This is a genomic window from Desulfobacter latus (assembly GCF_013389365.1).
GTDB lineage: Bacteria > Desulfobacterota > Desulfobacteria > Desulfobacterales > Desulfobacteraceae > Desulfobacter > Desulfobacter latus.
Window position 1 is genome coordinate 36,753 of the sequence record NZ_JACADJ010000002.1, and the last position, 23,339, is coordinate 60,091.

Below are 23,339 nucleotides of genomic sequence, written 5' to 3' on the forward strand. Positions count from 1 at the left end.
AATCGGACATGTCCAAGTATGGGAGGAATATCCTTGAGCGAAAAAAAAACATTTGATCTTTTGGTGTTGGGCGGCGGACCAGGGGGCTACACAGCGGCATTCCGTGCCGCTGATCTCGGCCTCCATGTCTGTTTGGTGGAAAACAGAAAGCAGCTTGGCGGTGTCTGCCTCAACGCTGGCTGCATCCCTTCAAAGACCCTGCTGCATTGTGCCAAGGTCATTGAAGAAGCCCGGAATATAACAGCATTCGGCATCGGGTATGGGCCGCCCGATATTAATCTTAACGATCTGCGCGCCAAAAAGAATGCGGTGATAAAACAGCTCACCGACGGCCTGGACGGACTGGCCAAATCACGGAAGGTTGTCCGATTCTCCGGTACCGGGGTGTTTGAGGACCGGCATACCCTGAAGGTCACGACGGCGCAGGGTGAAGAGCAGATCCGGTTTGAGCGGTGTATCGTGGCCACAGGGTCCAGGCCGGTGACACTGCCGGATCAACCGGATCACCCCTTGATCTGGGATGCCGCCGATGCCCTGGATCTTAATTTTATTCCCAAACGCCTGCTGGTGGTGGGCGGGGGCGTCATCGGCCTTGAAATGGCGCAGGTTTATCATGCTTTGGGATCGGAAATTACCATTGTGGAAATGGCGGACCGGATTCTTCCGCCGGCGGACAAGGATTTGGTTCAGCCGCTTTTTCTCAAGCTCAAAAAGCTATACACCATTCTGACCCGGGCAAAGGTCACCGGTATCAGTACGGAAGACGAGGCGGTGACCGTGGGTGTTGAACAGGCTGGGGAGGACAAGACCGGGGAATACGATGCTGTTCTCGTGGCTGTGGGCCGCAGGCCCAACAGCGGGCGTATCGGCCTTGAAAATACCGGTTTGAGCACTGACCCGAACGGGTTTATCCGGGTGGATCAGCGGCAGCGCACCGAAATTGACAATATTTTCGCCGTCGGCGACCTGGTGGGAGAGCCCATGCTTGCTCACAAGGCCACCCACCAGGGAAAAGTAGCCGCCGAAGTCTGTGCAGGCCGCGCTGCTGCCTTTGACGCCATGGGCATTCCCTCGGTAGCCTACACCATTCCCGAGGTGGCCTGGGTCGGTTTGACGGAAACAGCCGCCAAAGAAAACAATATTGAATACGAAAAGGGGAAATTTCCCTGGGGCGCCAGCAGCCGGGCCCTGTCAGCGGATGCGGCAATCGGGACCACCAAGGTTTTGTTCTCCAAAGAAACCGGTCGGCTCGTAGGGGCCGGCATCTGCGGCATCAATAGTGGTGAACTCATTCAGGAAGCAGTGCTGGCCCTGGAAATGGGGGCGAATGCCCGGGATATCGCCAGGACCATCCATGCCCATCCCACCCTGTCGGAAACATTTGCCTTTGCCTCTGAAATGGTGGACGGTTCCATCACCGATGCCATGATGCCCCCTGGAAAAAAAGGTCAACGTAAAGAGGTCTGAATTTTGAAAGGTCAGGCACTATATCGGATAGTCGAGACAGCATATGATGATGCCAGTCAAGGTGTTGTTATCACCAAAAACTGGATTATCGAGTTACAGCTTTATTTCATCAGATATACAGGTTTTTACGGATTCATTTATCGGCCTGCAAAGACTATCCTTTCCGTATACCAAATTTATTCAATCTGTTCGACTCAGATGGAGAAAATAATGGCATGAACCTACACAGTACCTTATCAAAGCTGTTTATCAAAGGCCTTTCCATCGTGCTGCCCATTGCTGTTGCATTGTATGTTATGGTGTGGATGATCCGCAGTTCCGAAGGAGCGGTAAAAGGTATATTGACCACGATACTGCCGCCGGGGGCTTATATTCCCGGTATGGGTCTTTTAACGATCATTGCACTGGTTTTTGTTGCCGGATTGCTCATGTACCCCTGGCTGACCCGCAAACTCTTCAGGACAGCCGACAAAACCCTGCGTAAAATTCCGCTTTTCGGCAATGTGTATGCCCCTGTCAAGGATTTAATGGGGCTGGTGGGCGGTGATATGGAAAAAAAATTAGGCAGGCCGGTGATGGTCACCGTTCCTAATACAAATATGGAAACCCTGGGATTCGTTACAAGAGAAGGGACTGATGGTCTTCCCGAGGGTTTTTTGCCGGATGACCACCTGGTGGTGTACGTCCAGTGGAGTTCTCAGATCGGAGGGTATTGTTTTATCGTTCCCAAGAACAGTGTCCGTTATCTGGATATCTCCATAGAAGAGGGAATGCGCTGGTCTTTGACGGCCGGACTTTCCGCCCCTGAATCACAGGATACATAGCCGTCCGGAGGCTAACGCTAGTCGGCGCTGATAAACGCAACAAACCATTGAGGAGCGGCGATATGCCTTATAAGAATTTGAATGATCTGCCGAAATCGGTTCGACAGGTACTGCCCAAACACGCTAGAGAAATCTATCTGGCGGCGTTTAACAATGCCTGGGAGCAGTATGAGGACCCCGAAGAGAGACAGGGAAACGATTCCCGGGAAGCAGTTTCTCATAAAATTGCCTGGACAGCAGTAAAACAGAAATATAAAAAAGGGGAACACAACTGGCAACCCAAGTAGCGCATTTAAGGAAGATAACAACTGAACGGCAGTAGATTTGATAATTATTTGACATAAGAGGTGCAGAACAACGATGTCTTCAGATATAACATCAGATGCGAATACAAATACAGGAGTGGTCATTTCGATCAGAGGAAATGTGGTGGATGCCCGGTTTTCAGATGGTATTCCCCTTGTACACAATATGCTGACCTGCGGCAAAGATGACACTATCCGCATTGAAGTGGTTCTGCACCTCGATGATCATACCATCCGCGGGATTGCATTGACCGAAACCCAGGGACTTGTTCTGGGATCCGATATCCGGGATACCGGGCGCCACCTTGAGGTGCCGGTGGCAAAATCACTGCTGGGACGGGCTTTGAATGTATTTGGAGATCCCATCGATAAGAAGGAACCGGTTTCTGATACCGCTTTTCGGAGCATTCATGGATCTCCTCCGACAATGGACCAGCAGAAAGTATCCACAAAGATTTTTGAAACCGGAATCAAGGTGATCGACATTCTTTCTCCCCTGGAACAGGGCGGTAAAAGCGGGCTCTTTGGCGGTGCCGGTGTCGGAAAAACCGTTCTGATCATGGAGATGATTCACAATATGGTGGGCATCCATGAAGGGGTCAGCCTGTTCTGCGGGATCGGGGAACGGTGCAGAGAAGGGGAAGAGTTGTACCATGAGATGCAGGAGGCCGGTGTACTGGACAAAACCATCATGGTGTTCGGACAGATGAATGAACCGCCGGGAGCACGGTTTCGTGTGGGCCATTCCGCCCTGACCATGGCGGAATATTTCAGGGATGATCTCAACCAGGATGTTTTTCTGCTCATCGATAATATTTTCCGGTTTATCCAGGCAGGCATGGAAGTTTCCGGGCTGCTGGGACGGTTGCCCTCACGGCTGGGATACCAGCCCACCCTGGGTACCGAACTTGCGCAGCTAGAGGAAAGGATCACCAACTCCACCACCGGGTCCATCACCTCGGTGCAGGCCGTATATGTACCTGCGGATGATTTTACAGACCCTGCCGCAGTTCACACCTTCGGCCATTTGTCGTCCAGCATTGTTTTGTCCCGGAAAAAAGCGGGGGAAGGCCTTTATCCGGCGATTGATCCGCTTCAGTCCAACTCCAGCATGCTGACCCCTGATATTGTGGGAGAAAAACACTACCGCATTGCCGCTGAAATTCGAAAAAACCTGGCTGAATATGAGAACCTTAAAGATATTATTTCCATGCTGGGCATTGAAGAGCTGTCCAGAGAAGACCGCCAGACCGTTCACCGGGCCAGGCGCCTGGAACGGTTTTTGACCCAGCCGTTTTTTGTGACTGAACAGTTCACCGGTTATGAAGGCCGGTCCGTCAGTATTGAAGATGCCCTGGAGGGATGCCGCCAGATTCTGGATGACAAATTTTCAGACCGGTCTGAACAAGCGCTTTATATGATCGGCAGTATCGATGAGGCCAAAACATCATGATGAAACTCAAGGTGATGCTTCCCACCCATGTTTTCTTGGACATCCAGGTGCAAAAAATCATTGCCGAAGGGGTGAACGGATCTTTCGGCCTGTTTCCCCGGCATGTGGATTTTGTGACCGCTCTGGCATCAGGTATTGTAAGTTTTCATGATGAAAACGGCAAAGAGCAGCACATGGCGGTTATGGAAGGCGTGCTGGTGAAAAAAGAAGATACGGTTTTCATCTCCACGCGCAGGGCCGTGAGGGATAAAGATTTGGCATCCTTGAAAAATACTGTGGAAAAAGATTTTTTACAGCAAAAACAAAAGGAAAAAAACATGCGCACGTCAGCCACCCGCATTGAAGCCGGATTTATCCGCCGTTTTTTGGAGTTTCAGAAAAATGGTTGATACAAACGAAGGCAAAGAATTTTCAAAAATCATTGAAAAAAAGCAGAAACGCAAACTGGCTGCCCGCAAAGATGCGCAGCATCCTGTTTGGTTCGGCCTGGGCATGTTCGGCCTGGTGGGATGGTCTGTGGCGATCCCCACCATCCTGGGCACGTTTCTGGGGCTTTGGCTGGACAAAACCTGGCCGGGCCGGCCGTCCTGGACATTGACCCTGCTGTTGACCGGCGTTATGGTCGGGTGCTGGAATGCATGGTACTGGGTAAAACGCGAAAGCCGGAAAAAAGAGTAGGCGATAACCCAGCAGGATATAACCCAGAAAATGTGAAAAGAGCACTATCTAACAAAAAAAAGGATGCTGATGATACCCGGTGATTTACAACAAGTGCTGTACTGCCTGCCTGCGGGTATGGTGATCGGAAGTTTCCATTTCGGGGGGCTGTGGCTGACCATACACCGGCTGACCGGTGAACGGTCCCGGGGGGTGATGTTTGCTGCGGGGTTTGTTTTGCGGTCTTTTGTCACACTCACCGCTGTTTTTATGGTGTCAGGCGGCGAATGGATTGGTATGACAGCATGCCTTGCCGGCATATTGATCATGCGCAAAATATGTATTTTTAATCTTCGGCCCAAAGCGATCGGGTATACAAAAGGATCACTCAGATGAATTTTATGGATATCAAGCAGATTACCCCGGACCAGGTGATATTTTTCCAATTTCATTTTATCACCTTGAACCTGACCATTGTGTTTACCTGGGCGGTCATGGCCGTACTGGTGATCGGGTCATGGCTCATCACCAGACAACTGTCCACAGACCGGCAGATCAGTGCCTGGCAGAACATAATGGAAATGCTGGTTACCGGTATCCAGGACCAGATCAGTGAGATCAGCCGGCAGAAAGCAACCAGATATATGCCGTTTATCGGTACCCTGTTTATTTTTATTGCTTTTTGCAACCTGCTCACCGTGGTACCGGGATATGAATCGCCCACCGCATCCCTTTCCACCACGGCGGCCCTGGCCATCTGCGTGTTCATTTCCGTGCCGCTGTTCGGCATTGCCCAAAAGGGCCTGGGTAATTATCTCAAACAGTATATTCAGCCCACGGTATTTATGCTGCCCTTCAATATCATGGGCGAATTATCGCGGACCCTGGCCCTGGCGGTCCGGCTTTTCGGCAATATCATGAGCGGTTCAAAAATCGTGGCCATTCTTTTGGCCATTATTCCCTTTGTTTTTCCGGTGATTCTGCAGTTGCTCGGACTTTTGACCGGGATGATTCAGGCCTATATTTTTGCCGTTCTGGCCATGGTGTATATCGCATCCGCCACCCAGGTCCAGGACCAGAAGCAGACAGATAGAAAAAAAAACAACACGCGATCATCGCGTAACAATTAGTAAAGGAGAATTTAATATGAGCAGTATCAGTTTTATCGGTATGGCATCTGTTATCACAGCCGGCATTACCATTGCAGTGGGGGCCATCGGGCCGGCCATCGGGGAAGGCCGTGCCGTGGCAAGCGCCTTGAGCGCCATTGCCCAGCAGCCGGATGAAAAAAACACCATCACACGCACCTTGTTTGTGGGACTGGCAATGATCGAATCAACCGCCATATACTGTTTTGTGGTTTCCATGATCCTGTTGTTTGCCAACCCGTTCTGGGATTATGTGATTTCAGCTGCCAATTGAGAGGGATATCATGTTGATTGATTGGTTTACAGTGGGGGCCCAGGTAGTGAATTTTTTGATTCTGTTGGTGCTGTTGAAAATATTTTTGTTCGACCGGATCAAACAGGCCATGGACCAGCGGGAAAACAATATCAAAGAACGCTTTGACAAGGCCGCGGAACAAAAAGCGGCTGCACAAGAGACCCAAAAAACCTTTGAAAAAAAGAGACAATCTTTGGAAGATGACCGGGATGCCAGGTTGAAAGAGGCGGACAAAGAAGCCAAAGAACGGCGGGACTCTTTGATCCAAGAGGCCCAAGAGGAAGTGGACGGGTTGAAAAAACAGTGGCGCAAAGCACTGGAACAGGAAAAAGCCTCTTTTTTTGACGGCTTTCAAAAAAAGGCGGCCCGTCTTATATTTGATACGGTGGAAAAAACCCTGTCCCATCTGGCTGATACCCGGGTCCAGGACCAGGCAGTGAAAAAGTTTTTGTCCCGGTTTGAAGAACTGGACAAAGCAGATCTGCCGCAAAAGGCGGAAACAAAGCCGCAGGTGACGACGGGATTTGAACTGTCCGAAAACCAGCAGAAATCCATTCAAAAAGCATTGTCGCAAAAGCTGCCGAATTTGGGAAATATTGCATTTGAGGTCAGACCGGAACTGGTGTTCGGGATTGCAGTTGCCGCCGGCGGCAAAAAAATGACCTGGCATGCCCACGATTATGTCGGCGCCCTGGAAAAACAGATGGACCAGGCCATTGAAAGAAAAGATCATGAACCGGAAAAACAATGAATTAGCACAGGTCATGGATGATTTTGTATCCACCATGGCCGCCATACTGGACAGCCATAATCCTGCACTGCATGCGCGCGATTTTGGCCGCATTGCATCCATCAGTTCGGGCATCATAACCGTGGCGGGTCTCAAAGGCGTGCAGTCCGAGGAGCTGCTGGTGTGTCCGCCGAATGCATATGGCATGGCATTTGATCTGGACATGGACCTCATTGGGGTGATCATGCTGGATGAAACCGATACCCTGCGTGCCGGCGACGAGGTGAACCGCACGGAAAAGGTGATGTCCGTTCCCACGGGGGACGCACTTATCGGCCGGGTGGTGGATGCAAGGGGAAAACCCCTTGACGGCAAACAATCCCTTTCAGCGACATCCCTTATGCCGGTGGAACAGCCGGCCCCGGAAATCATGGACCGTGCTCCGGTGGACACCCCTTTGCAGACAGGCATCACCGTCATCGATACATTGATCCCCATCGGCAGAGGACAGCGAGAACTGATACTGGGGGACCGGCAGACCGGAAAAACCGCCATTGCGCTGGATACCATCGCCAACCAGAAGGGAAAGGATGTGATCTGCATCTACTGCGGTATCGGCAAGCGGGGATCCGCACTTGCCAAGGTCATTGCCGAACTCAAGAAAAGAGATGCCATGTCTTATTCCTTTGCCGTGGTTTCCACGGAAGAAGATCCGCCGGGCCTGCAGTTTATGGCCCCTTATACGGCCACAGCCATGGCCGAGCATTTCATGCACCAGGGAAAAGATGTCCTGATTGTATATGATGATCTGACCCGCCATGCCCGGGCCTATCGCGAGTTGTCCCTGCTGCTGCGCCGCCCCCCCGGCAGAGAAGCCTATCCCGGTGATATCTTTTATATTCATGCCCGGCTGCTCGAACGCTCCACGCATCTGATTGCAGACAAGGGCGGGGGCTCTTTGAGTGCCCTGCCCATCATTGAAACCGAAGCACAAAATATTTCCGCATACATTCCCACAAACCTGATTTCCATCACCGACGGGCAGATTTATCTGTCACCGCTGTTTTTCAGAGAAGGCATACTACCGGCCGTGGATGTGGGAAAATCCGTATCTCGTGTGGGAGGCAAAGCTCAGCTGCCGGCCTACCGAACGGTTGCCGGAGACCTGCGCCTGACCTATTCCCAGTTTGAAGAACTGGAATCATTTTCAAGGTTCGGTGCCCGCCTGGATGAAGCTACCCGTAAAAAACTGTCCAGGGGACGCAGGATACGCGAAATCTTGAAGCAGTACCGGTATTCCCCGCTGCCGGCAGCGGACCAGATTGCCGTATTGATTGCCTTGACCCACGGGGTATTGGATGATATTGAACTGGCTGATATTTCTGATGCCCAGAAGAACATACGAAAGGCTGCCAACACCGACCACCAGGGGGTAATGGAAAAAATCACCGCCGGGGAAAAAATTGATGAAAAAGCCATTGACACCCTTGTTAAAGCCGCGCAAGATGCCGTAAAACCCCTCAAAAAAGAAGACGCTGATGCAGACCCTGGAACAGCTTAAGCGCAGAATAGACAGCACCGGTGACCTGCACTCGGTGGTGCGGACCATGAAGTCGCTGGCAGCGGTGAGTATTCGCCAGTATGAAGCGGCATCCCAATCCCTTGTGGCATATGCCCATACCCTTGACATGGCCCTGGGTATTGTGCTGCGCCATGATCCGGATACCCGGCTGTATACCCGGCGGTCTACCAGAAAAACCCCAGGGGCCGTCATATTCGGATCAGATCAGGGCATGTGCGGATCCCTCAACGAACAGGTGAGTTCCCATGCCCTGGACCAGCTGACGCAGGGCGACCGGGATGCCGGGCAGATGCCTGTGATATGTGTGGGCATGCGGGCAGCGGGGCTGCTGGCAGATGCCGGCATGAATTGCAGTGATATTAGGGAGGTACCCGGTTCCGTGCATACCATCACCCCCCATGTGGGCGAAATTCTGATGGCCATTGACACCTGGCAGACCAAAACAGCTGTGGACCATGTGCTTTTGTTTCATGCCCGGCCAAAATCCGCTGCCGGATATACCCCCCATACGGTTCACCTGCTGCCCATCGACGAGCAGTGGCTGGCACAGCACCGCTATCGCACCTGGGATTCTAAAAGCCTGCCCATGTTCACCATGGAACCGGGCCGGCTGTTGTCCAGACTGATCCAGGAATATCTTTTTATCAGCATATTCAGAGCCTTTGTGGAATCTCTGGCCAGTGAAAATGCGGCCCGTCTGGCAGCCATGCAGGGGGCCCAGAAAAATATTGAAGAATTGATGGACGACCTTGAAAGCCAGTACAACCAGCTGCGCCAGATGTCCATCACAGAAGAGCTGCTGGATATTGTTTCAGGATTTGAAGCCCTGGATCAAAACCCCGGGTAGGATAAGAGAGTCAACTACCCCTCGGCTAAAGACCGAGGGGCTTGAAAAAGCCCCAAAGTTGACCAGTCTAAGTGCTTCGAGCACTACGTTAGATCGGAAACAGGTACCCTGGGGTGCTCGCCAGCTCCAGGTTCTACGGCAAGTGGTTAAACAGGTCTAAGGGGTTAAACCGGTGCTGCTTGCGCCAAACCCGGTCATAACATTGACGCGGCAAACATTACCTTGGAAACAAGAGGATTTTAAAATTGAGTGTATTTGTTCTGGATACAAACAAAAAGCCGCAGAATCCGGTGCATCCGGCAAAGGCAAGACTGCTTTTGACAGAAGGAAAAGCCGCGGTTTTCAGACAGTTCCCCTTTACGATCATTTTGAAAGAGAAAGTCTTGGACGTGGCATCAAACCCATTGCGGATCAAGATTGATCCGGGCAGTAGAGAGACTGGAATTGCCGTGATTAACGACGATTCCGGAGAGATTGTTTTTGCCATGGAACTGAGACATCGAGGCCAGCAGATCAAAAATAATCTGGAATCAAGACGAGCCATCAGAAGATCCCGGAGAAACCGGAAAACGCGATACCGAAAACCGCGTTTTGATAACCGGACCAGGGCGGAAGGATGGCTGCCGCCTTCATTAAAAAGCCGGGTTCACAATATCGAAACCTGGGTCAAGCGGTTGTGCCGGTTTTGCAATATTCAGGCAATTTCAATGGAGTTGGTTCGGTTTGACATGCAGAAAATACAGAATCCCGAAATATCAGGTGTTGAGTATCAGCAGGGGGAACTCATGGGCTATGAGGTGCGGGAATACCTTCTGGAAAAATGGGACAGAACGTGTGCCTACTGCGGAAAAACAGATATCCCATTGGAGATTGAACATATCGTGCCGAAATCGAAAGGCGGTTCAAACAGAATCAGCAATCTGACACTGGCCTGTACGGCGTGCAACAGGAAGAAGGGGAACAAACCACTCGAACTGTTCCTTTCAAGAAAGCCGGGACTGTTGAAGCGAATTCAAAAGCAGTCCAGAGTGCCGCTCAAGGATGCGGGCGCCGTCAATGCGACCCGATGGGACTTGTTCCGTACCTTGAAAAAAACCGGACTGCCGGTTGAAACCGGCTCCGGCGGTCTGACAAAATTCAACCGGACGACCAGGGGACTTCACAAAACGCATTGGCTTGATGCCGCCTGTGTCGGGGAAAGCACACCTGAAAAGATGTTTCAGGTCGACAAAACCGTGTTGATTGTAAAGGCAGACGGTCATGGCTCAAGGCAGATGTGCAGGGTAAACAAGTTCGGATTCCCCCGGACAACAGCAAAGTCAACTGAGAAAAAAGTCAAAGGATTCCAGACGGGCGACATTGTCAAGGCGGTTGTCACTTCCGGCAAAAAGGTTGGAACGTACACCGGACGTGTCGCTGTCAGAAAAAGCGGTTCGTTTAACATTAAAACAGTGGACAAAACAGTACAGGGCATTAGCTGGAAATATTGCAGGCTGCTTCACGCATCTGACGGCTATTCCTACAATACGACGTGCTAAGGTCCGGTGCCTGGGCTACTATCTTAATTATAAGGAGGACGGCAATTCCTCCCCTGAGCTAAAGACTCAGGGGTTTCCTTGCCGCATTTTATGATGAAACAAAATGCAGATTGAAATGACCCAAATGTCAAGCACGCTGCTTTCAATCGGCGGCATTTTTTTATTGGGATTTGCCGCCGATCTGGCTGGCCGCTACACACCGCTTCCCCGGGTAACCCTTCTGCTGCTCTGCGGGCTGCTTTTCGGACCTGCCGGACTCGACCTGCTGCCCCACCGGTTTATCGATGAATGGTTTCCTCTGCTGACCCATATTGCCCTGTGCATGGTGGGATTTCTTCTGGGTGAAAAGATCACGGTTTCCGCTATCCGTGAAAGGGGAAAATCTGTGTTGTGGATGTCGGTCGGTCAGGCAATGGGGGCCAGTCTGTTGGTGGGTGCGGTATTATTTCTATGGGGGACGGCCCCGGCGTTTGTTCTGATAATGGCCGGAATTGCTCCGGCCAGTGCGCCGGCAGCCATTTTCGATGTGGTGAAGGAAAGCGGAAAAAAATCACACTTTACAAAAATTTTGCTGGGTATTGTTGCCATTGATGATGCATGGGGCCTGCTGATCTTCAGTTTTCTGCTGGCGGCAGCCTCGGCAATCAGTGGCCAGGGCGGTGCAGTAGATGCATTTTTAACCGGATGTGGAGAGGTCGCAGGCAGTATTGTTCTGGGGCTGCTTATCGGTCTGCCCATGGCCTTTCTTACGGGCCGGGTCCATCCGGGAGAACCTACCCAGGCGGAAGCCCTGGGACTGGTGATCATCTGTGCCGGCAGTGCCGTGCTGCTTGATTTGTCCCCTATTCTGGCGGCCATGGTCATGGGAAGTACCGTGGCCACACTGGCCAGTCACCATGAGCATCCGTTCAATGAAATAAACGAAATTGAATGGCCGTTTATGATCCTTTTTTTTCTGTTGGCCGGTGCTTCTTTGCACATAGAAGAACTGACTGCTGCAGGCGTAATCGGGCTGCTTTATGTTATTGCCCGAATGGCAGGTCTTTACAGCGGTGCCAGGCTTTCCGCCCACCTGCTCAATGCAGATCCTGTGGTAAAAAGATGGCTTGGGTGCTGCCTGTTTCCCCAGGCCGGTGTGGCACTGGGAATGGCACTGCTGGCAACAGATCGGTTTCCTGAATTAAAGGATCTGATATTACCGGTTGTCATCGGCTCTACTGTAATTTTCGAAATAATCGGACCTGTGATTACCCGGCACGTGCTCAATAAAATCAGTAATGAAAACAAATGATTGCAGCATGGCTCAAAACACAAAAAAGTTAAAAAAATGGGGGGTGCCGCGCTGCTTTATCAGGTTATCCTGTGTGCATCATTTGATCTCCCTTTTGGAAACCTGTGTTCCATGGGTTAGCTCAGACGAGGGATAGAGGACAACCAGTTGGCCCGGCTCTAAACCGCCCTTTACCTGGGCTTTGATGCCGTTGTTTTGGCCGATCTGGACACGACGCAGTTTAGCCATACCGTTTATCACCACAAAAACCGCCCAATCTCGTCCTTGTCGGAATAAAGCGCTAGAGGGAACAGTAATGGCATTTTTATCCTCCCAAATGACGATCTGTACCTCAATGCGGTAGCCATGGCCGAGTCTATTTAAATATTCGGGTGGATTAGCAAAGCTAACAATAACATTTACACGCTGCTCCTCCACTCCAAGAGCGGAAATTTTTGTAAAGCCCCAGGGATCTACCCTCTCAACAAGCCCGTTCAAGTCATGGGGGCCACCCCAATCCGTAAGGATCACCTGATCTTCCAGGGAGACCTTAACGGCGTCGGATGATAAAAGTTCAACCACCACTTCGAGATCGTTTTCAATGTTCCCGATCTCAATGACAGGCGTACCAGCCGGCAAGGTCGATTCACTTTCCTGGATGATGCGAAGAACTGAACCGGTTGCCGGCGCATGGATTGGAATTACAGCTGTCCGTTCAACGCCTTTTGACAAATTGTTACCAAAACTGATCAGCTGGGCACGGGCCTTGGCAACCTCAGCTTTTTGAACAGCAATGGCGGCTTGTGCATTGCGTAGAGCTGCCGAGGTAATCCGTGTCTCGTGTATTGCACGATCCAACTCTAGCTGACTTATGGAATCGGATAATATCAAATGGCGCATACGCTTAAGCTGGAGATTTGCAAGTTCCTTATCTGCAACCGCCCGGTCCTGTTCTGTACGAGCAAGTTCCAGGGCCGCTTTTGCCGCGGATAGATTTGCGCCGGCCTGGGCTTTGCTGCGAACATCCAGCAGCGTGGGATAGGACGGCTCCATCTTTGCGATCACACTTTTTCCTTCAACAACCAGATCTCCAGGCTCGACATCCATCCTCAGAAGCCGCCCGGCCACCGGCGTGGATACCACATAGGCGTCGTGAACACGGGTTCGTCCTTCTTCAGAAATGGTGACCCGCATATGGCTGCGTTTAACTTCGCCCATATCCACCACCATGGGCTGGGGCCAGAATGCATATGTCAACACTGCGCCTATTGCAATGATAACACCTGATATTATGATTTTTCGGGAAATTTTTTTTTTCATTTTGTTTTACTCTCTTGTCTTGAGGACGGAGACAAGATCCGCCTTATCCATATCGCGTTTTACCAGGAAGCCTGACACAATAGCGGCACCCATGACCGCGATGGCCGCAGTACCGTAGCTTTCCGGCGAGAAAGACGCGGGTATCTGATATAAGTCTGTGCTGAACCCCTTGGCAATCCCAAACGAAAGAAAATAGCCGAGAACTGCACCCATGGGAAGGGCGCCAAGGGTGACGGCAGCAAGTTCCCCAAGCAGCACAAAGGAAGCTTCGCCTTTGGTGAAACCGATTACCCGCAGACTTGCAAGATCCCGGGCACGTTCAGCATAGGCAATGCGTGCTGCGTTATAGACGATACCAAAAGTGATCACAGCGGCAATTGCCGCCATGATATAGCGCATGGCCCCGGCTCCGGTATCCATCTGTTTTTGGAGTGCAGCCCTGGCATCGCTTTTCAGGCTAACCCCGGCCACCGACGGCATCTGCTTGAGGGTCCGGTAAATCCGGGCACTTTGGATGCTGTCAATGCGCATACAGGCGGCGGAAATGCGATTTTGTTCACCCAAGGCGCGGTTTAGCGCACTAATCTGCATAAAGGCCGGCGCACCCAGCAGTGTATCGGCAACACCGGCTACGGGAATAAACAGCACCGGGCGGCGGCCCTCCCGAACCTCTACGGTGAGTATGTCGCCGGGGCGGGCGGCAAGGATATCCGCCAGCGCCTGTGCCAGAATGATGCCTCCTTTACCCAGATGAATTGTGGCCATCCTGCTGTCCACGGCCCGGTTTAAGCGAGGCAAAGGCACCAAACCATTGATAACGCCCCGATGACTGTTGCGTCCGTGGTGCAGCACAACGGGTACGACGCGCACCGGTTCCACCTCGATCACGCCGGAAAGGCTTTGCAGTTCGAAAACCGTCTTGTCCGACATTGCCTCGTTAAAGGTGACGGTCACATCGCTGCGGTCGATCACATTAAATGTCAGGTCGATCATATGGGAAAAGCCTGTCATGATGCCGATCATGGCAACGGACAATGCCATGCCAAAAGCGATGCCGATCATTGCGCCGGCCATACGTCCAGGATGCCGTGTCAGTCTGCGAAGAACCATGCGGCTGGGCTGATCAAGGACTGCATCGAGAGCCTTGCCAAGGGCGCCGGCACGGCTGTAATCCGGGGGGATCGGCGGACGCATGGCCGCTGCGGGGGTAAGGGCAAAGACACGGCGCAGTACAAAAAGGCCGCCGGCGGAAGCCGCCCCGACACTGACAAGAAATCCCGTTACAAAAGCAGCCGGATCGAGCTTGAACACCAAAAAAGGGAACTTGAAATAGGCAAGATAAAGGTTGACCATGGCCCGTCCTGCTGCAATGCCAAAAAGACAGCCCGCCAAAGCCCCTCCTGCGGCGATGGCCACCACAAGCTTGAAGTAATGGACACCCACTTCAAAATCAGAATATCCAAATGCCTTGATCAGGCCGATCTGTTCCCGTTCGGCCTGCACCATGCGTGAAATAACAATGTATAAAAGGAAAGCAGCCACTGCAAGAAATATGGGTGGAACCCCGGTACTCATGGTACGCAGACCATCGATTTCCTCACTGACAAAACGGTTGGAGGTCTGGTCTTTGCGGCCGTAGGCGCCGGTCCCGCCATAGGGTTTGAGAATCCTGTCTGCTGCATCCAGGGCGGCGGGCAGCCTGACGTTAGGGGTAAGCAGCAGGAGTGCCTCGTTAAAGGCGCCTTCCATGTCGTAGGCGGCTTCCAGGGCCTTGCGGCTCATCCATATGACGCCAAAACGAGAATCGTCCGACACCAGTTCTCCGGGGGCAACGGTGTAGAGAAACTCGGGGGATTTGGCAAGTCCAACAATGTGCAGGATGCGGCGTCTTCCGTTCATGGTGGCGGCAATTGTGTCACCGGGTTTAAGCCCGTGGGCCCCAGCAAAGCTTTGCAAGAGCAAAATTTCGTCAGGGTGATTGCTTTCCAGACTGCGCCCCTCGGTGAGATAAATATCGTTTATCCGTGGCTCTCTGAATTCAGGCAGTGAGACTGCCTGGGCTTGCAGCGGCAGGTCCCTGCCGGAAAGATCGATCAGGGCACTTCCAGTGACCCGTCCCTCGGCTGCAGCAACGCCGGGGATGGCGGCAAGATCCGCAATCATATGCTCCGGCGCCCGTTTGACCGGCGCAAAAACATCGGCAAGGCGATACCGTTCGTAATACGCACGCCTTGTTTCATCAAGGGAGGTCACAAGACCCGACATCATGACCAACATCAGCACGCCCACAGCAATGACCGCACCGATGGCAAGGGCCTGGCCTTTGATACGCCACAAGTCACGCAGGAGTTTGCGGTTTAAAGGGCTCATGTATGGGTCACCATTGAATATCTTCCGGGTTGCGTTTTGTTTTGTTTTCCACGACCTCTCGAATACCACCATCGGCGAAATGAATTACCCGGTCTGCCATGTCCGCAGTCGCTGCAGCATGGGTCACAATCAGCACGGTTGTTTTCAGTTCTTCGTTGATATTCTTTAACACTTTTAATACAGAGCGGCCGGTGGCGCTGTCAAGGGCACCGGTTGGCTCATCGCAGAACAGGACCGTGGGCTTTTTTGCCACGGCCCGGGCAATGGCCACACGCTGCTGTTCTCCGCCGGAAAGCTGGGATGGAAAATGATCTGCCCGGTTACCAAGGCCCACCAGCCCAAGTGCGTCATTCGGGTCCATGGGGGAACGGGCAATCTCGGTCACAAGCGCCACGTTTTCATAGGCCGTAAGACTTGGCATCAGATTGTAAAACTGAAAGACAAAACCCACATAATCCCGGCGGTATCTTGTCAAAGCTCTATCGGTCATAGCACTCATGTCCTGATCCTGAAAGAACACAGCGCCTTTGGTTCCCCTGTCCAGGCCGCCAATGATATTCAAAAGGGTAGATTTACCGCTTCCCGAGGGGCCAAGCAGCACAACAAGTTCCCCTGCCGGTATTTCGAGATCAACCCCGCGCAGGGCATGCACAGCCGCCGGCCCCTCGCCGTACACTTTTGTCAGCCCCTTGATAGAGAATGCGGGAAAAGTTTTTTTTGGGGATTCATCCGGCATAGTATCACCTTATTCAGTGGATCTGCCAAACAGCCTGCGAAATGGCTTAAAAAGACCACGCCCATCTATGCCTGAAGCAGAATGTCAACCATTATCCTGAGGAAGATCAATTTTTTCACCCGCACACTGATGTGCGCATATTCCGGGTCATCTGTCTGAAGCACATCAAAATGTTCCCAGACAAAGGAGATTTCAGCGCCGAACAGCACAATGGTCCAGGACGCATTCAGCCACAACAAAAACAACGGTATGGCTGCAAAACTGCCGTAAATGGCATTATAGGTGGAAACCCCCACCTGAAATTGCAGATAGGCTATCTGGCCCAGCTGAAAAATGGTGCCGGCAATGACACCTCCGGCCAGAGCGGCCCGGACATTTACATTTTTATTGGGAATGAACATATAAAAAAAGGTAAATAGTTACCAACTCCATAGAGAAATATAGATATTGGTCTTAAACAGGTTGATTGACTGTCAGCGGCGAACCACCTATCTCTCGAAGCGTATAGCTCAGTTCTAACCTGTCGGATGCACTACGAGCATCCGGAAACCGCTTAAAACAAAACCGGTTTCATTTTGCGAAAATCTGTTAAGTCCTTTAGCTCAACATTTCCAAAACGTTTGGCTATGTTTTTGCCGGCATTAACATTCGCATTATCGGTGTAATAGGCGTGTTTTACTCTATTGTCAACTATTTTATGTTATATTTTATATGGAACTTCACGATACAGGGTTAAGGCAGATGCCTGCAGGCTGCACCGGTCCCGGACAAATTCCTTGAACGAAATCCGGAAAATATCATATCCGAATTGCCGGTATCTGTTCAGCACGCTTTTGATATTTTTTCTCCTTAGGCCCATGGTCAGAATTAACAAAAACTTGATAATCGTTGCGTCAAGTAAGCCCGAAGCATTGGGAAAGGAGGTAAAAGGAAAGCCAGGAAATTTGCTATTGTTACCCAATGGGTGAGAGTCCCATCTGAATAAAGCCCAGCCAGCAGTTCAGTAGCAAAGCCCGAGGGTAAACCCGGTGACGGGAATCCTAAGCCGGGCATGAGTGAGGATGCAGGCCCTGTATTGAGCTCCGAAAAAAGTATTATTGTGGTCATTGGATAAATTTCCACCAAGCGTGGTGATGAAAGCCGACGTTCTCGATAAAACGGAAGGCAGCAGTTCTCTATACGTTCAGGCCAGAATAGAGGACACCACCGTAGTCTGAGACCAGGGCATGTATTCAAAGGGGTAACTCGGAAACTTGAGAGAGCCCAAAGTTTCCTTGTATTAGTGACGGTTCCAGGAAATCCGTACCAAAAATTCCCGGTGTTCAGGACGATCGTTCTCCTCTCCTGAGCAAGTCTGGAATGCATCTTTGGAATGTATTCTGGAGCTACAAATAAGGGGAACACACAAGGTATCAGGCGAGGAGAGCGAATAGCAAACAAACCTGAGATGGACTTTAGGCAGTCTTAGTGGAACATAGTACCGGTAATCAACGGAAATCCGTTGATTGGTAAGGTGGGGAAGTGATGTCCAAGCGACCCACTGTAGGGAAGGTGAAACCGGGCATAACGTTTTAAGGTGAAGAACTATGGAAGACACACAGAGGTCACAAACCACATCAGAACAGAACCGTAAAAGTGTGGAACAGACCACTCACAACAACCAGCACCGTATAGCAGACATGGATTGACCACGGACATTTAAGGGAATTCATAAAGCAACGGGTCAATGATGGTGGAATCATCCGGTTATTGGGAAAGTGGTTGAAGGCAGGTGTAATGGAAGAGGAAAAATACTACCATTCAGAATCCGGCACGCCACAAGGAGGTGTCATATCTCCGGTACTGAGCAACATCTTTCTCCATAACGTGCTGGACGACTGGTTTGTTAAGGAAGTCCAGCCAAGAATGAAAGGTCGAAGTTTTATCATTAGGTTTGCTGATGACTGTGTGCCACGAAGGCAGACACTGTTGCAATGAACAGTGCAGCCATGCTGCACAAAAGATGAGGGAAGGCCCCTCGAAGCCGCCATGCAGGTGGAGGCTTCAAACTACCGTAAGCTGCGCCGGTTAAGAGCCGGGGTGGTGAGCGTTACGGAAAAGGCAGAACAAGATTCTGTCAGGTAGGTCCCAAGGAGACGAACGCAAGTGAATCACTATTGAAGTGTCGAAAGCGTATGGATGAGGTCAAAACCGGGGGGGAGTCGTTAACCCGGGATAAGTTCGGCGGTTACCTGTTTACTGGCCGTGCGGCCTCCGGCATAAAGGTGGCGTGAACTTGGGACAGGCTTTTGTAAAGGACAATCTTTACAAACTCTGGAATCGGATGTCCTCCGGCAGTTATTTCCCTCCTCCGGTAATGAGGGTGGAAATACCCAAGGGAGACGGTCGTATGAGACCGTTGGGAATACCGACCGTGTCGGACAGAATCGCTCAGCAGATAGTCAAACAGCAATTGGAGCCGGAATTGGAAAAACATTTTCATCCGGATTCGTATGGCTATCGACCAGAGAAATCTGCGTTGGATGCAGTTGGGAAAGCCCGGGAGAATTGCTGGAAATATGACTGGGTATTGGATCTTGATATTAAAGGATTTTTCGATAATATTGACCATGATCTTTTGATGAAAGCAGTTCGGCATCACACGGATGACAAATGGGTGCTTCTGTATATAGAACGGTGGCTGAAAGCCCCTGTGATGATGACAGACCACACACTATTCTATCCAAAGAAGGGAACCCCGCAAGGAGGAGTTATCAGTCCCTTGCTGGCCAATCTCTTCTTGCATTATGCATTCGACAACTGGATGGAAAGGCAGTGCCCGACCATACCGTTTGAGCGTTATGCGGATGATGCAGTGTGCCACTGTAAAAGCCTTGCCCAGGCTGAATATTTGTTTAGAAAGCTGAATGAGCGAATGGAGAATGTGGGACTGGAATTACATCCGGAGAAGACGAAAATAGTCTACTGCAAGGATACAGACCGGCAAAAGGATTATGCCCTGACAAGTTTTGATTTTCTGGGTTATACATTTCGTACTCGGAAATCAAAGAATCGATGGGGAAAATTCGGCATCCTTCATATCCCCATAAAAGTAGTTTACACTTTTTGGATGAAGCCCCTGGAAAACGGAGCTTGCGTCAGAAAGTGTAAAGTACTTATGAAGGATGCCGAAAATTCTTCATTAATTTTTCTCCTGCTATCAGCAATAAAGCAGCAAAAGCAATTCGGCAAACCTCACGAAAGTGGAATTGGCCCAGGCGCAGTGACAAGAGCCTGGAAGATTTATCCCATATGTTCAATCCTGTCATTCAAGGCTGGATTAACTACTATGGCAGGTTTTATAAATCTGCACTCTACCCGGCCTTAAGGTGCCTCGATCATCGGTTGGTGATTTGGGCAACGAGGAAATACAAACGTTTTAGAGGACATCGACGAAGGGCAAGTCAATGGCTGGCTCGTATTGCACGAAGACAGCCAAATTTGTTTGCCCATTGGAGACTACTCTATGCATAGGCTGGTCAATAGGAGCCGGATGAGCGGAGACGTTCACGTCCGGTTCTGTGAGGGCCTGAGGGGGCGGTTCCCTCGGGCTACTCGACTTATAGCCGGTTTTGAGTTGGAATCAGATGCAGTTAAAGCCATGACGGTAATGAGAAAGCGGTTCAACCGTTTTAGCCTTGAATTACATCCGGATAAGACTAAACTGATACGTTTCGGTCGACCAACAACTAAAAGCTGTAAGGGAAACAAGCCTGGGACATTTGATTTTCTTGGGTTTACCTTTTACTGGGGCAAATCACGACAGAACTACTGGGTGATTAAGAAAAAGACAGTTCAGAAAAGGCTCAGCCGATTCAATAAAAGAGTATGGGAGTGGTGCAAAGTTAACAGGCATAAACCTATACAGGAACAGCATGATTCTCTGTGCAGTAAACTCAGAGGGTATTATCAATACTTTGGAGTGATTTGTAACTATAAAGCGCTTTCAAAAGCACATTACTATGTTACAAAGGCCTGGAGATTTTGGCTGAGCAGAAGATGTCACAAAGGAAAAGTGAAATTTCAAGAGCTGGCTGCAAAATATCCACTACCCAAGCCAAAAATAATCCATAGTTTCTGAGTGTCGATAGGATAGCACAGTTATGCGTCAAACGGGGAAACCCGTTTGATCTTCAGCTCGGTAAAAAGAGCTGAAGCTGAGGAACCGTATGCGGGAGTTCCGCACGTACGGATCTGTGGGGGAGGCATCGGGTAACCGATGCTTCTACCCGGAAGTAAAACGAAACATTAATAACCCTAAAAGACGTCAGGAAAAAATGTTGAAATCCATAGACAGAATCGCCATTTTCGGGGCCGGTGCCATGGGCGCGGCATATGCCGGTTTATTTACAGACAATTCAGATATGCGTGTTTTTTTTGCAGCCCGGGGGGATCGCTTTGCTCGGCTTGATGGTGCGATCATCAACGTTAACGGCAGCGATTACAAGATTTCAGTGGTGCATCCCGACCGGGTGGACCGTCCCTTTGATCTGGTACTGGTCACCCTGAAACACCACCATCTGACAGAACCGGCACTCAAAGATATCAACGCACTGACAGGGCCGGACACACTGATTCTTTCCGTGATGAACGGGCTTGAAAGTGAAAAATTGATTGGTCATGTCTGCGGCCACGAAAAGATTGTTCCTGCCATTGCCGTCGGTATTGATGCGGTGCATCAAAATAATTGTTTTACCTTTGCCAATCCAGGCAAAATTATATTTGGTAATGATCCGGCGCTTTCCAATGCAGATGACATCGATCGATTGGAACGGATAAAAATGGCCCTGGCCCGGCACAGGGGCATCAATCTTCAGTCGTCAGATATTGACCAGTGGATGGAGATGCTCAATACCTTATCCCCGGACGGAAAAACATCCATGCTCCAGGATATGGAGGCCAAAAGAAAAACAGAAGTGGAAATTTTTGGAGGTGCTGTTGAGGTTATGGGCAAAGAGGACGCAATCCCCACACCTGTGAACAGCACTTTTTTAAATTTGATCCGGGTTATGGAGTCCAACCAATAATAATATATCCCGATAATTTTAGAATTGCTGTTTCTATATCCAAGGCGTTTGTATTTTGGAAAAAACATGTTAATATCCGATCCGAAATTGGATTCAGGTACCGGGAATCAGGACCGAAAATTTCAATTGTTCCAGTTGCCCGGCAACATAAAAAATTAAATTCAGGATACATCAGGTCAACTACCCCTCGGCTAAAGACCGAGGGGCTTGAAAAAGCCCCAAAGTTGACCAGTCTAAGTGCTTCGAGCACTACGTTAGATCGGAAACAGGTACCCTGGGGTGCTCGCCAGCTCCAGGTTCTACGGTAAGTGGTTAAACAGGTTTAAGGGGTTAAGCCGGTGCTGCTTGCGCCAAACCCGGTCATAACATTGACGCGGCAAACATTACCTTGGAAACAAGAGGATTTTAAAATTGAGTGTATTTGTTCTGGATACAAACAAAAAGCCGCAGAATCCGGTGCATCCGGCAAAGGCAAGACTGCTTTTGACAGAAGGAAAAGCCTCAGTTTTCAGACAGTTCCCCTTCACGATCATTTTGAAAGAGAACGTCTTGGACGTGGCATCAAACCCATTGCGGATCAAGATTGATCCGGGCAGTAGAGAGACCGGAATTGCCGTGATTAACGACGATACCGGAGAGATTGTTTTTGCCATGGAACTGAGACATCGAGGCCAACAGATCAAAAATAATCTGGAATCAAGACGAGCCATCAGAAGATCCCGGAGAAACCGGAAAACGCGATACCGGAAGCCGCGCTTTGATAACCGGATCAGGGCGGAAGGATGGCTGCCGCCTTCATTAAAAAGCCGGGTTCACAATATCGAAACCTGGGTCAACCGGTTGTGCCGGTTTTGCAATATTCAGGCAATTTCAATGGAGTTGGTTCGGTTTGACATGCAGAAAATACAGAATCCCGAAATATCCGGTGTCGCGTATCAGCAGGGGGAACTCATGGGGTATGAGGTACGGGAATACCTTCTGGAAAAATGGGACAGAAGGTGTGCCTATTGCGGAAAAACAGATATCCCATTGGAGATTGAACATATCGTGCCGAAATCGAAAGGCGGTTCCAACAGAGTCAGCAATCTGACACTGGCCTGTACAGCGTGCAACAGGAAGAAGGGGAACAAGCCCATAGAACAGTTCCTTTCAAGGAAACCGCGACTGTTGAAACGAATTCAAAAGCAGTCCAAAGTGCCGCTCAAGGATGCGGGTGCCGTCAACACGACCCGATGGGACTTGTTCCGTACCTTGAAAAAAACCGGACTGCCGGTTGAAACAGGCTCCGGCGGTCTGACAAAATTCAACCGGACGACCAGGGGACTTCACAAAACGCATTGGCTCGATGCCGCCTGTGTTGGGAAAAGCACACCTGAAAAGATGTTTCAGATCGATAAGGCCGTGTTGATTGTAAAGGCAGACGGTCATGGTTCAAGGCAGATGTGCAGAATGAACAAATTCGGATTCCCCCGGACAACAGCAAAGTCAACTGAGAAAAAAGTCAAAGGATTTCAGACGGGCGACATCGTCAAGGCGGTTGTCACTTCCGGCAAAAAGGTTGGAACGTACACCGGGCGTGTCGCTGTCAGAAAAAGCGGTTCGTTTAACATTAAAACAGTGGACAAAACAGTACAGGGCATTAGCTGGAAATATTGCAGGCTGCTTCACGCATCTGACGGCTATTCTTACAATACGACGTGCTAAGGTCCGGTGCCTGGGCTAATATCTTAA

The 23,339-nt window shown here is 50.5% G+C and carries 23 protein-coding genes and 1 pseudogene; 20 read left to right on the top strand and 4 right to left on the bottom strand.

Annotated elements, in window-relative coordinates:
• Positions 1 to 33 precede the first annotated feature (33 nt).
• The 14 genes from lpdA (at position 34) to HXW94_RS00835 (ending at position 12,137) form a co-directional block, all read left to right on the top strand.
• Positions 34 to 1,467 (top strand): dihydrolipoyl dehydrogenase, encoded by a 1,434-nt coding sequence (gene lpdA / locus HXW94_RS00770; RefSeq protein WP_246293670.1) that lies wholly within the window; start codon positions 34 to 36, stop codon positions 1,465 to 1,467.
• A 215-nt stretch (positions 1,468 to 1,682) separates the two neighbouring features.
• The gene (locus HXW94_RS00775; RefSeq protein WP_178364992.1) at positions 1,683 to 2,291 is read left to right on the top strand and encodes a DUF502 domain-containing protein; all 609 of its coding nucleotides are present in this window, start codon (positions 1,683 to 1,685) and stop codon (positions 2,289 to 2,291) included.
• Positions 2,292 to 2,353: 62 nt separating this feature from the next.
• Positions 2,354 to 2,578, top strand: a complete 225-nt coding sequence (locus HXW94_RS00780; protein WP_178364993.1) for a ChaB family protein — start codon at positions 2,354 to 2,356, stop codon at positions 2,576 to 2,578.
• Between the two features lie 73 nt (positions 2,579 to 2,651).
• On the top strand, positions 2,652 to 4,049 hold the full coding sequence (atpD, locus tag HXW94_RS00785; protein ID WP_178364994.1) for a F0F1 ATP synthase subunit beta: 1,398 nt from the start codon (positions 2,652 to 2,654) through the stop codon (positions 4,047 to 4,049).
• Entirely contained in the window at positions 4,046 to 4,438 is a 393-nt protein-coding gene (locus tag HXW94_RS00790) for a F0F1 ATP synthase subunit epsilon (RefSeq protein WP_218576513.1), read from the top strand. The genes atpD and HXW94_RS00790 overlap by 4 nt, the downstream gene beginning before the upstream one ends.
• Positions 4,431 to 4,727: an AtpZ/AtpI family protein gene (locus tag HXW94_RS00795; protein WP_178364995.1), complete on the top strand. Its 297-nt coding sequence runs from the start codon at positions 4,431 to 4,433 to the stop codon at positions 4,725 to 4,727. Before HXW94_RS00790 ends, HXW94_RS00795 begins: the two co-directional genes overlap by 8 nt.
• 69 nt (positions 4,728 to 4,796) lie before the next feature.
• Complete coding sequence (locus HXW94_RS00800; RefSeq protein ID WP_178364996.1) at positions 4,797 to 5,102, top strand: ATP synthase subunit I; 306 nt, start codon at positions 4,797 to 4,799, stop codon at positions 5,100 to 5,102.
• Complete coding sequence (locus HXW94_RS00805) at positions 5,099 to 5,836, top strand: F0F1 ATP synthase subunit A (RefSeq protein ID WP_218576514.1); 738 nt, start codon at positions 5,099 to 5,101, stop codon at positions 5,834 to 5,836. The genes HXW94_RS00800 and HXW94_RS00805 overlap by 4 nt, the downstream gene beginning before the upstream one ends.
• 16 nt (positions 5,837 to 5,852) lie before the next feature.
• Entirely contained in the window at positions 5,853 to 6,128 is a 276-nt protein-coding gene (locus HXW94_RS00810; protein WP_178364997.1) for a F0F1 ATP synthase subunit C, read from the top strand.
• Between the two features lie 10 nt (positions 6,129 to 6,138).
• A complete protein-coding gene (locus HXW94_RS00815; RefSeq protein ID WP_178364998.1) occupies positions 6,139 to 6,900 on the top strand; it encodes a F0F1 ATP synthase subunit delta in 762 nt (253 codons plus the stop codon).
• Positions 6,866 to 8,440, top strand: coding sequence for an alternate F1F0 ATPase, F1 subunit alpha (locus HXW94_RS00820; protein WP_281357780.1), 1,575 nt, complete (start codon positions 6,866 to 6,868; stop codon positions 8,438 to 8,440). The genes HXW94_RS00815 and HXW94_RS00820 overlap by 35 nt, the downstream gene beginning before the upstream one ends.
• Entirely contained in the window at positions 8,418 to 9,308 is an 891-nt protein-coding gene (locus tag HXW94_RS00825; RefSeq protein WP_178364999.1) for a F0F1 ATP synthase subunit gamma, read from the top strand. Before HXW94_RS00820 ends, HXW94_RS00825 begins: the two co-directional genes overlap by 23 nt.
• 245 nt (positions 9,309 to 9,553) lie before the next feature.
• Entirely contained in the window at positions 9,554 to 10,846 is a 1,293-nt protein-coding gene (iscB, locus tag HXW94_RS00830; protein ID WP_178365000.1) for an RNA-guided endonuclease IscB, read from the top strand.
• 103 nt (positions 10,847 to 10,949) lie between these two features.
• Positions 10,950 to 12,137 (top strand): cation:proton antiporter, encoded by a 1,188-nt coding sequence (locus HXW94_RS00835; RefSeq protein WP_178365001.1) that lies wholly within the window; start codon positions 10,950 to 10,952, stop codon positions 12,135 to 12,137.
• A gap of 78 nt (positions 12,138 to 12,215) precedes the next feature.
• Here HXW94_RS00835 and HXW94_RS00840 read toward each other — a convergent pair whose 3' ends face one another.
• The 4 genes and pseudogenes from HXW94_RS00840 to HXW94_RS00855 all read right to left on the bottom strand — a co-directional run.
• Positions 12,216 to 13,436 (bottom strand): efflux RND transporter periplasmic adaptor subunit, encoded by a 1,221-nt coding sequence (locus tag HXW94_RS00840; protein WP_178365002.1) that lies wholly within the window; start codon positions 13,434 to 13,436, stop codon positions 12,216 to 12,218.
• A 6-nt stretch (positions 13,437 to 13,442) separates the two neighbouring features.
• Entirely contained in the window at positions 13,443 to 15,806 is a 2,364-nt protein-coding gene (locus tag HXW94_RS00845) for an ABC transporter permease (protein ID WP_178365003.1), read from the bottom strand.
• A gap of 7 nt (positions 15,807 to 15,813) precedes the next feature.
• Positions 15,814 to 16,542, bottom strand: coding sequence for an ABC transporter ATP-binding protein (locus HXW94_RS00850; RefSeq protein ID WP_178365004.1), 729 nt, complete (start codon positions 16,540 to 16,542; stop codon positions 15,814 to 15,816).
• 65 nt (positions 16,543 to 16,607) lie between these two features.
• Positions 16,608 to 16,949 (bottom strand): annotated as a pseudogene (locus HXW94_RS00855) (YihY/virulence factor BrkB family protein); the annotation flags it as partial.
• Between the two features lie 1,354 nt (positions 16,950 to 18,303).
• Here HXW94_RS00855 and HXW94_RS00860 point away from each other — a divergent pair.
• From HXW94_RS00860 to iscB (HXW94_RS00885), 6 genes are all read left to right on the top strand, one after another.
• Positions 18,304 to 18,519 carry a reverse transcriptase domain-containing protein gene (locus HXW94_RS00860; protein ID WP_343054516.1) on the top strand — a complete coding sequence of 72 codons (216 nt, stop codon included), beginning with the start codon at positions 18,304 to 18,306 and terminating at the stop codon, positions 18,517 to 18,519.
• Positions 18,520 to 18,811: 292 nt separating this feature from the next.
• On the top strand, positions 18,812 to 19,909 hold the full coding sequence (gene ltrA, locus HXW94_RS00865) for a group II intron reverse transcriptase/maturase (RefSeq protein ID WP_343054517.1): 1,098 nt from the start codon (positions 18,812 to 18,814) through the stop codon (positions 19,907 to 19,909).
• Positions 19,816 to 20,055 carry a group II intron maturase-specific domain-containing protein gene (locus HXW94_RS00870; protein ID WP_246293682.1) on the top strand — a complete coding sequence of 80 codons (240 nt, stop codon included), beginning with the start codon at positions 19,816 to 19,818 and terminating at the stop codon, positions 20,053 to 20,055. The genes ltrA and HXW94_RS00870 overlap by 94 nt, the downstream gene beginning before the upstream one ends.
• Positions 20,056 to 20,158: 103 nt before the next feature.
• Positions 20,159 to 20,662, top strand: coding sequence for an RNA-dependent RNA polymerase family protein (locus tag HXW94_RS00875; RefSeq protein ID WP_246293673.1), 504 nt, complete (start codon positions 20,159 to 20,161; stop codon positions 20,660 to 20,662).
• A 196-nt stretch (positions 20,663 to 20,858) separates the two neighbouring features.
• A complete protein-coding gene (locus HXW94_RS00880; protein ID WP_218576515.1) occupies positions 20,859 to 21,608 on the top strand; it encodes a ketopantoate reductase family protein in 750 nt (249 codons plus the stop codon).
• A 411-nt stretch (positions 21,609 to 22,019) separates the two neighbouring features.
• Positions 22,020 to 23,312, top strand: coding sequence for an RNA-guided endonuclease IscB (iscB, locus tag HXW94_RS00885; protein WP_178365006.1), 1,293 nt, complete (start codon positions 22,020 to 22,022; stop codon positions 23,310 to 23,312).
• The last annotated feature ends 27 nt before the right edge of the window (positions 23,313 to 23,339 follow it).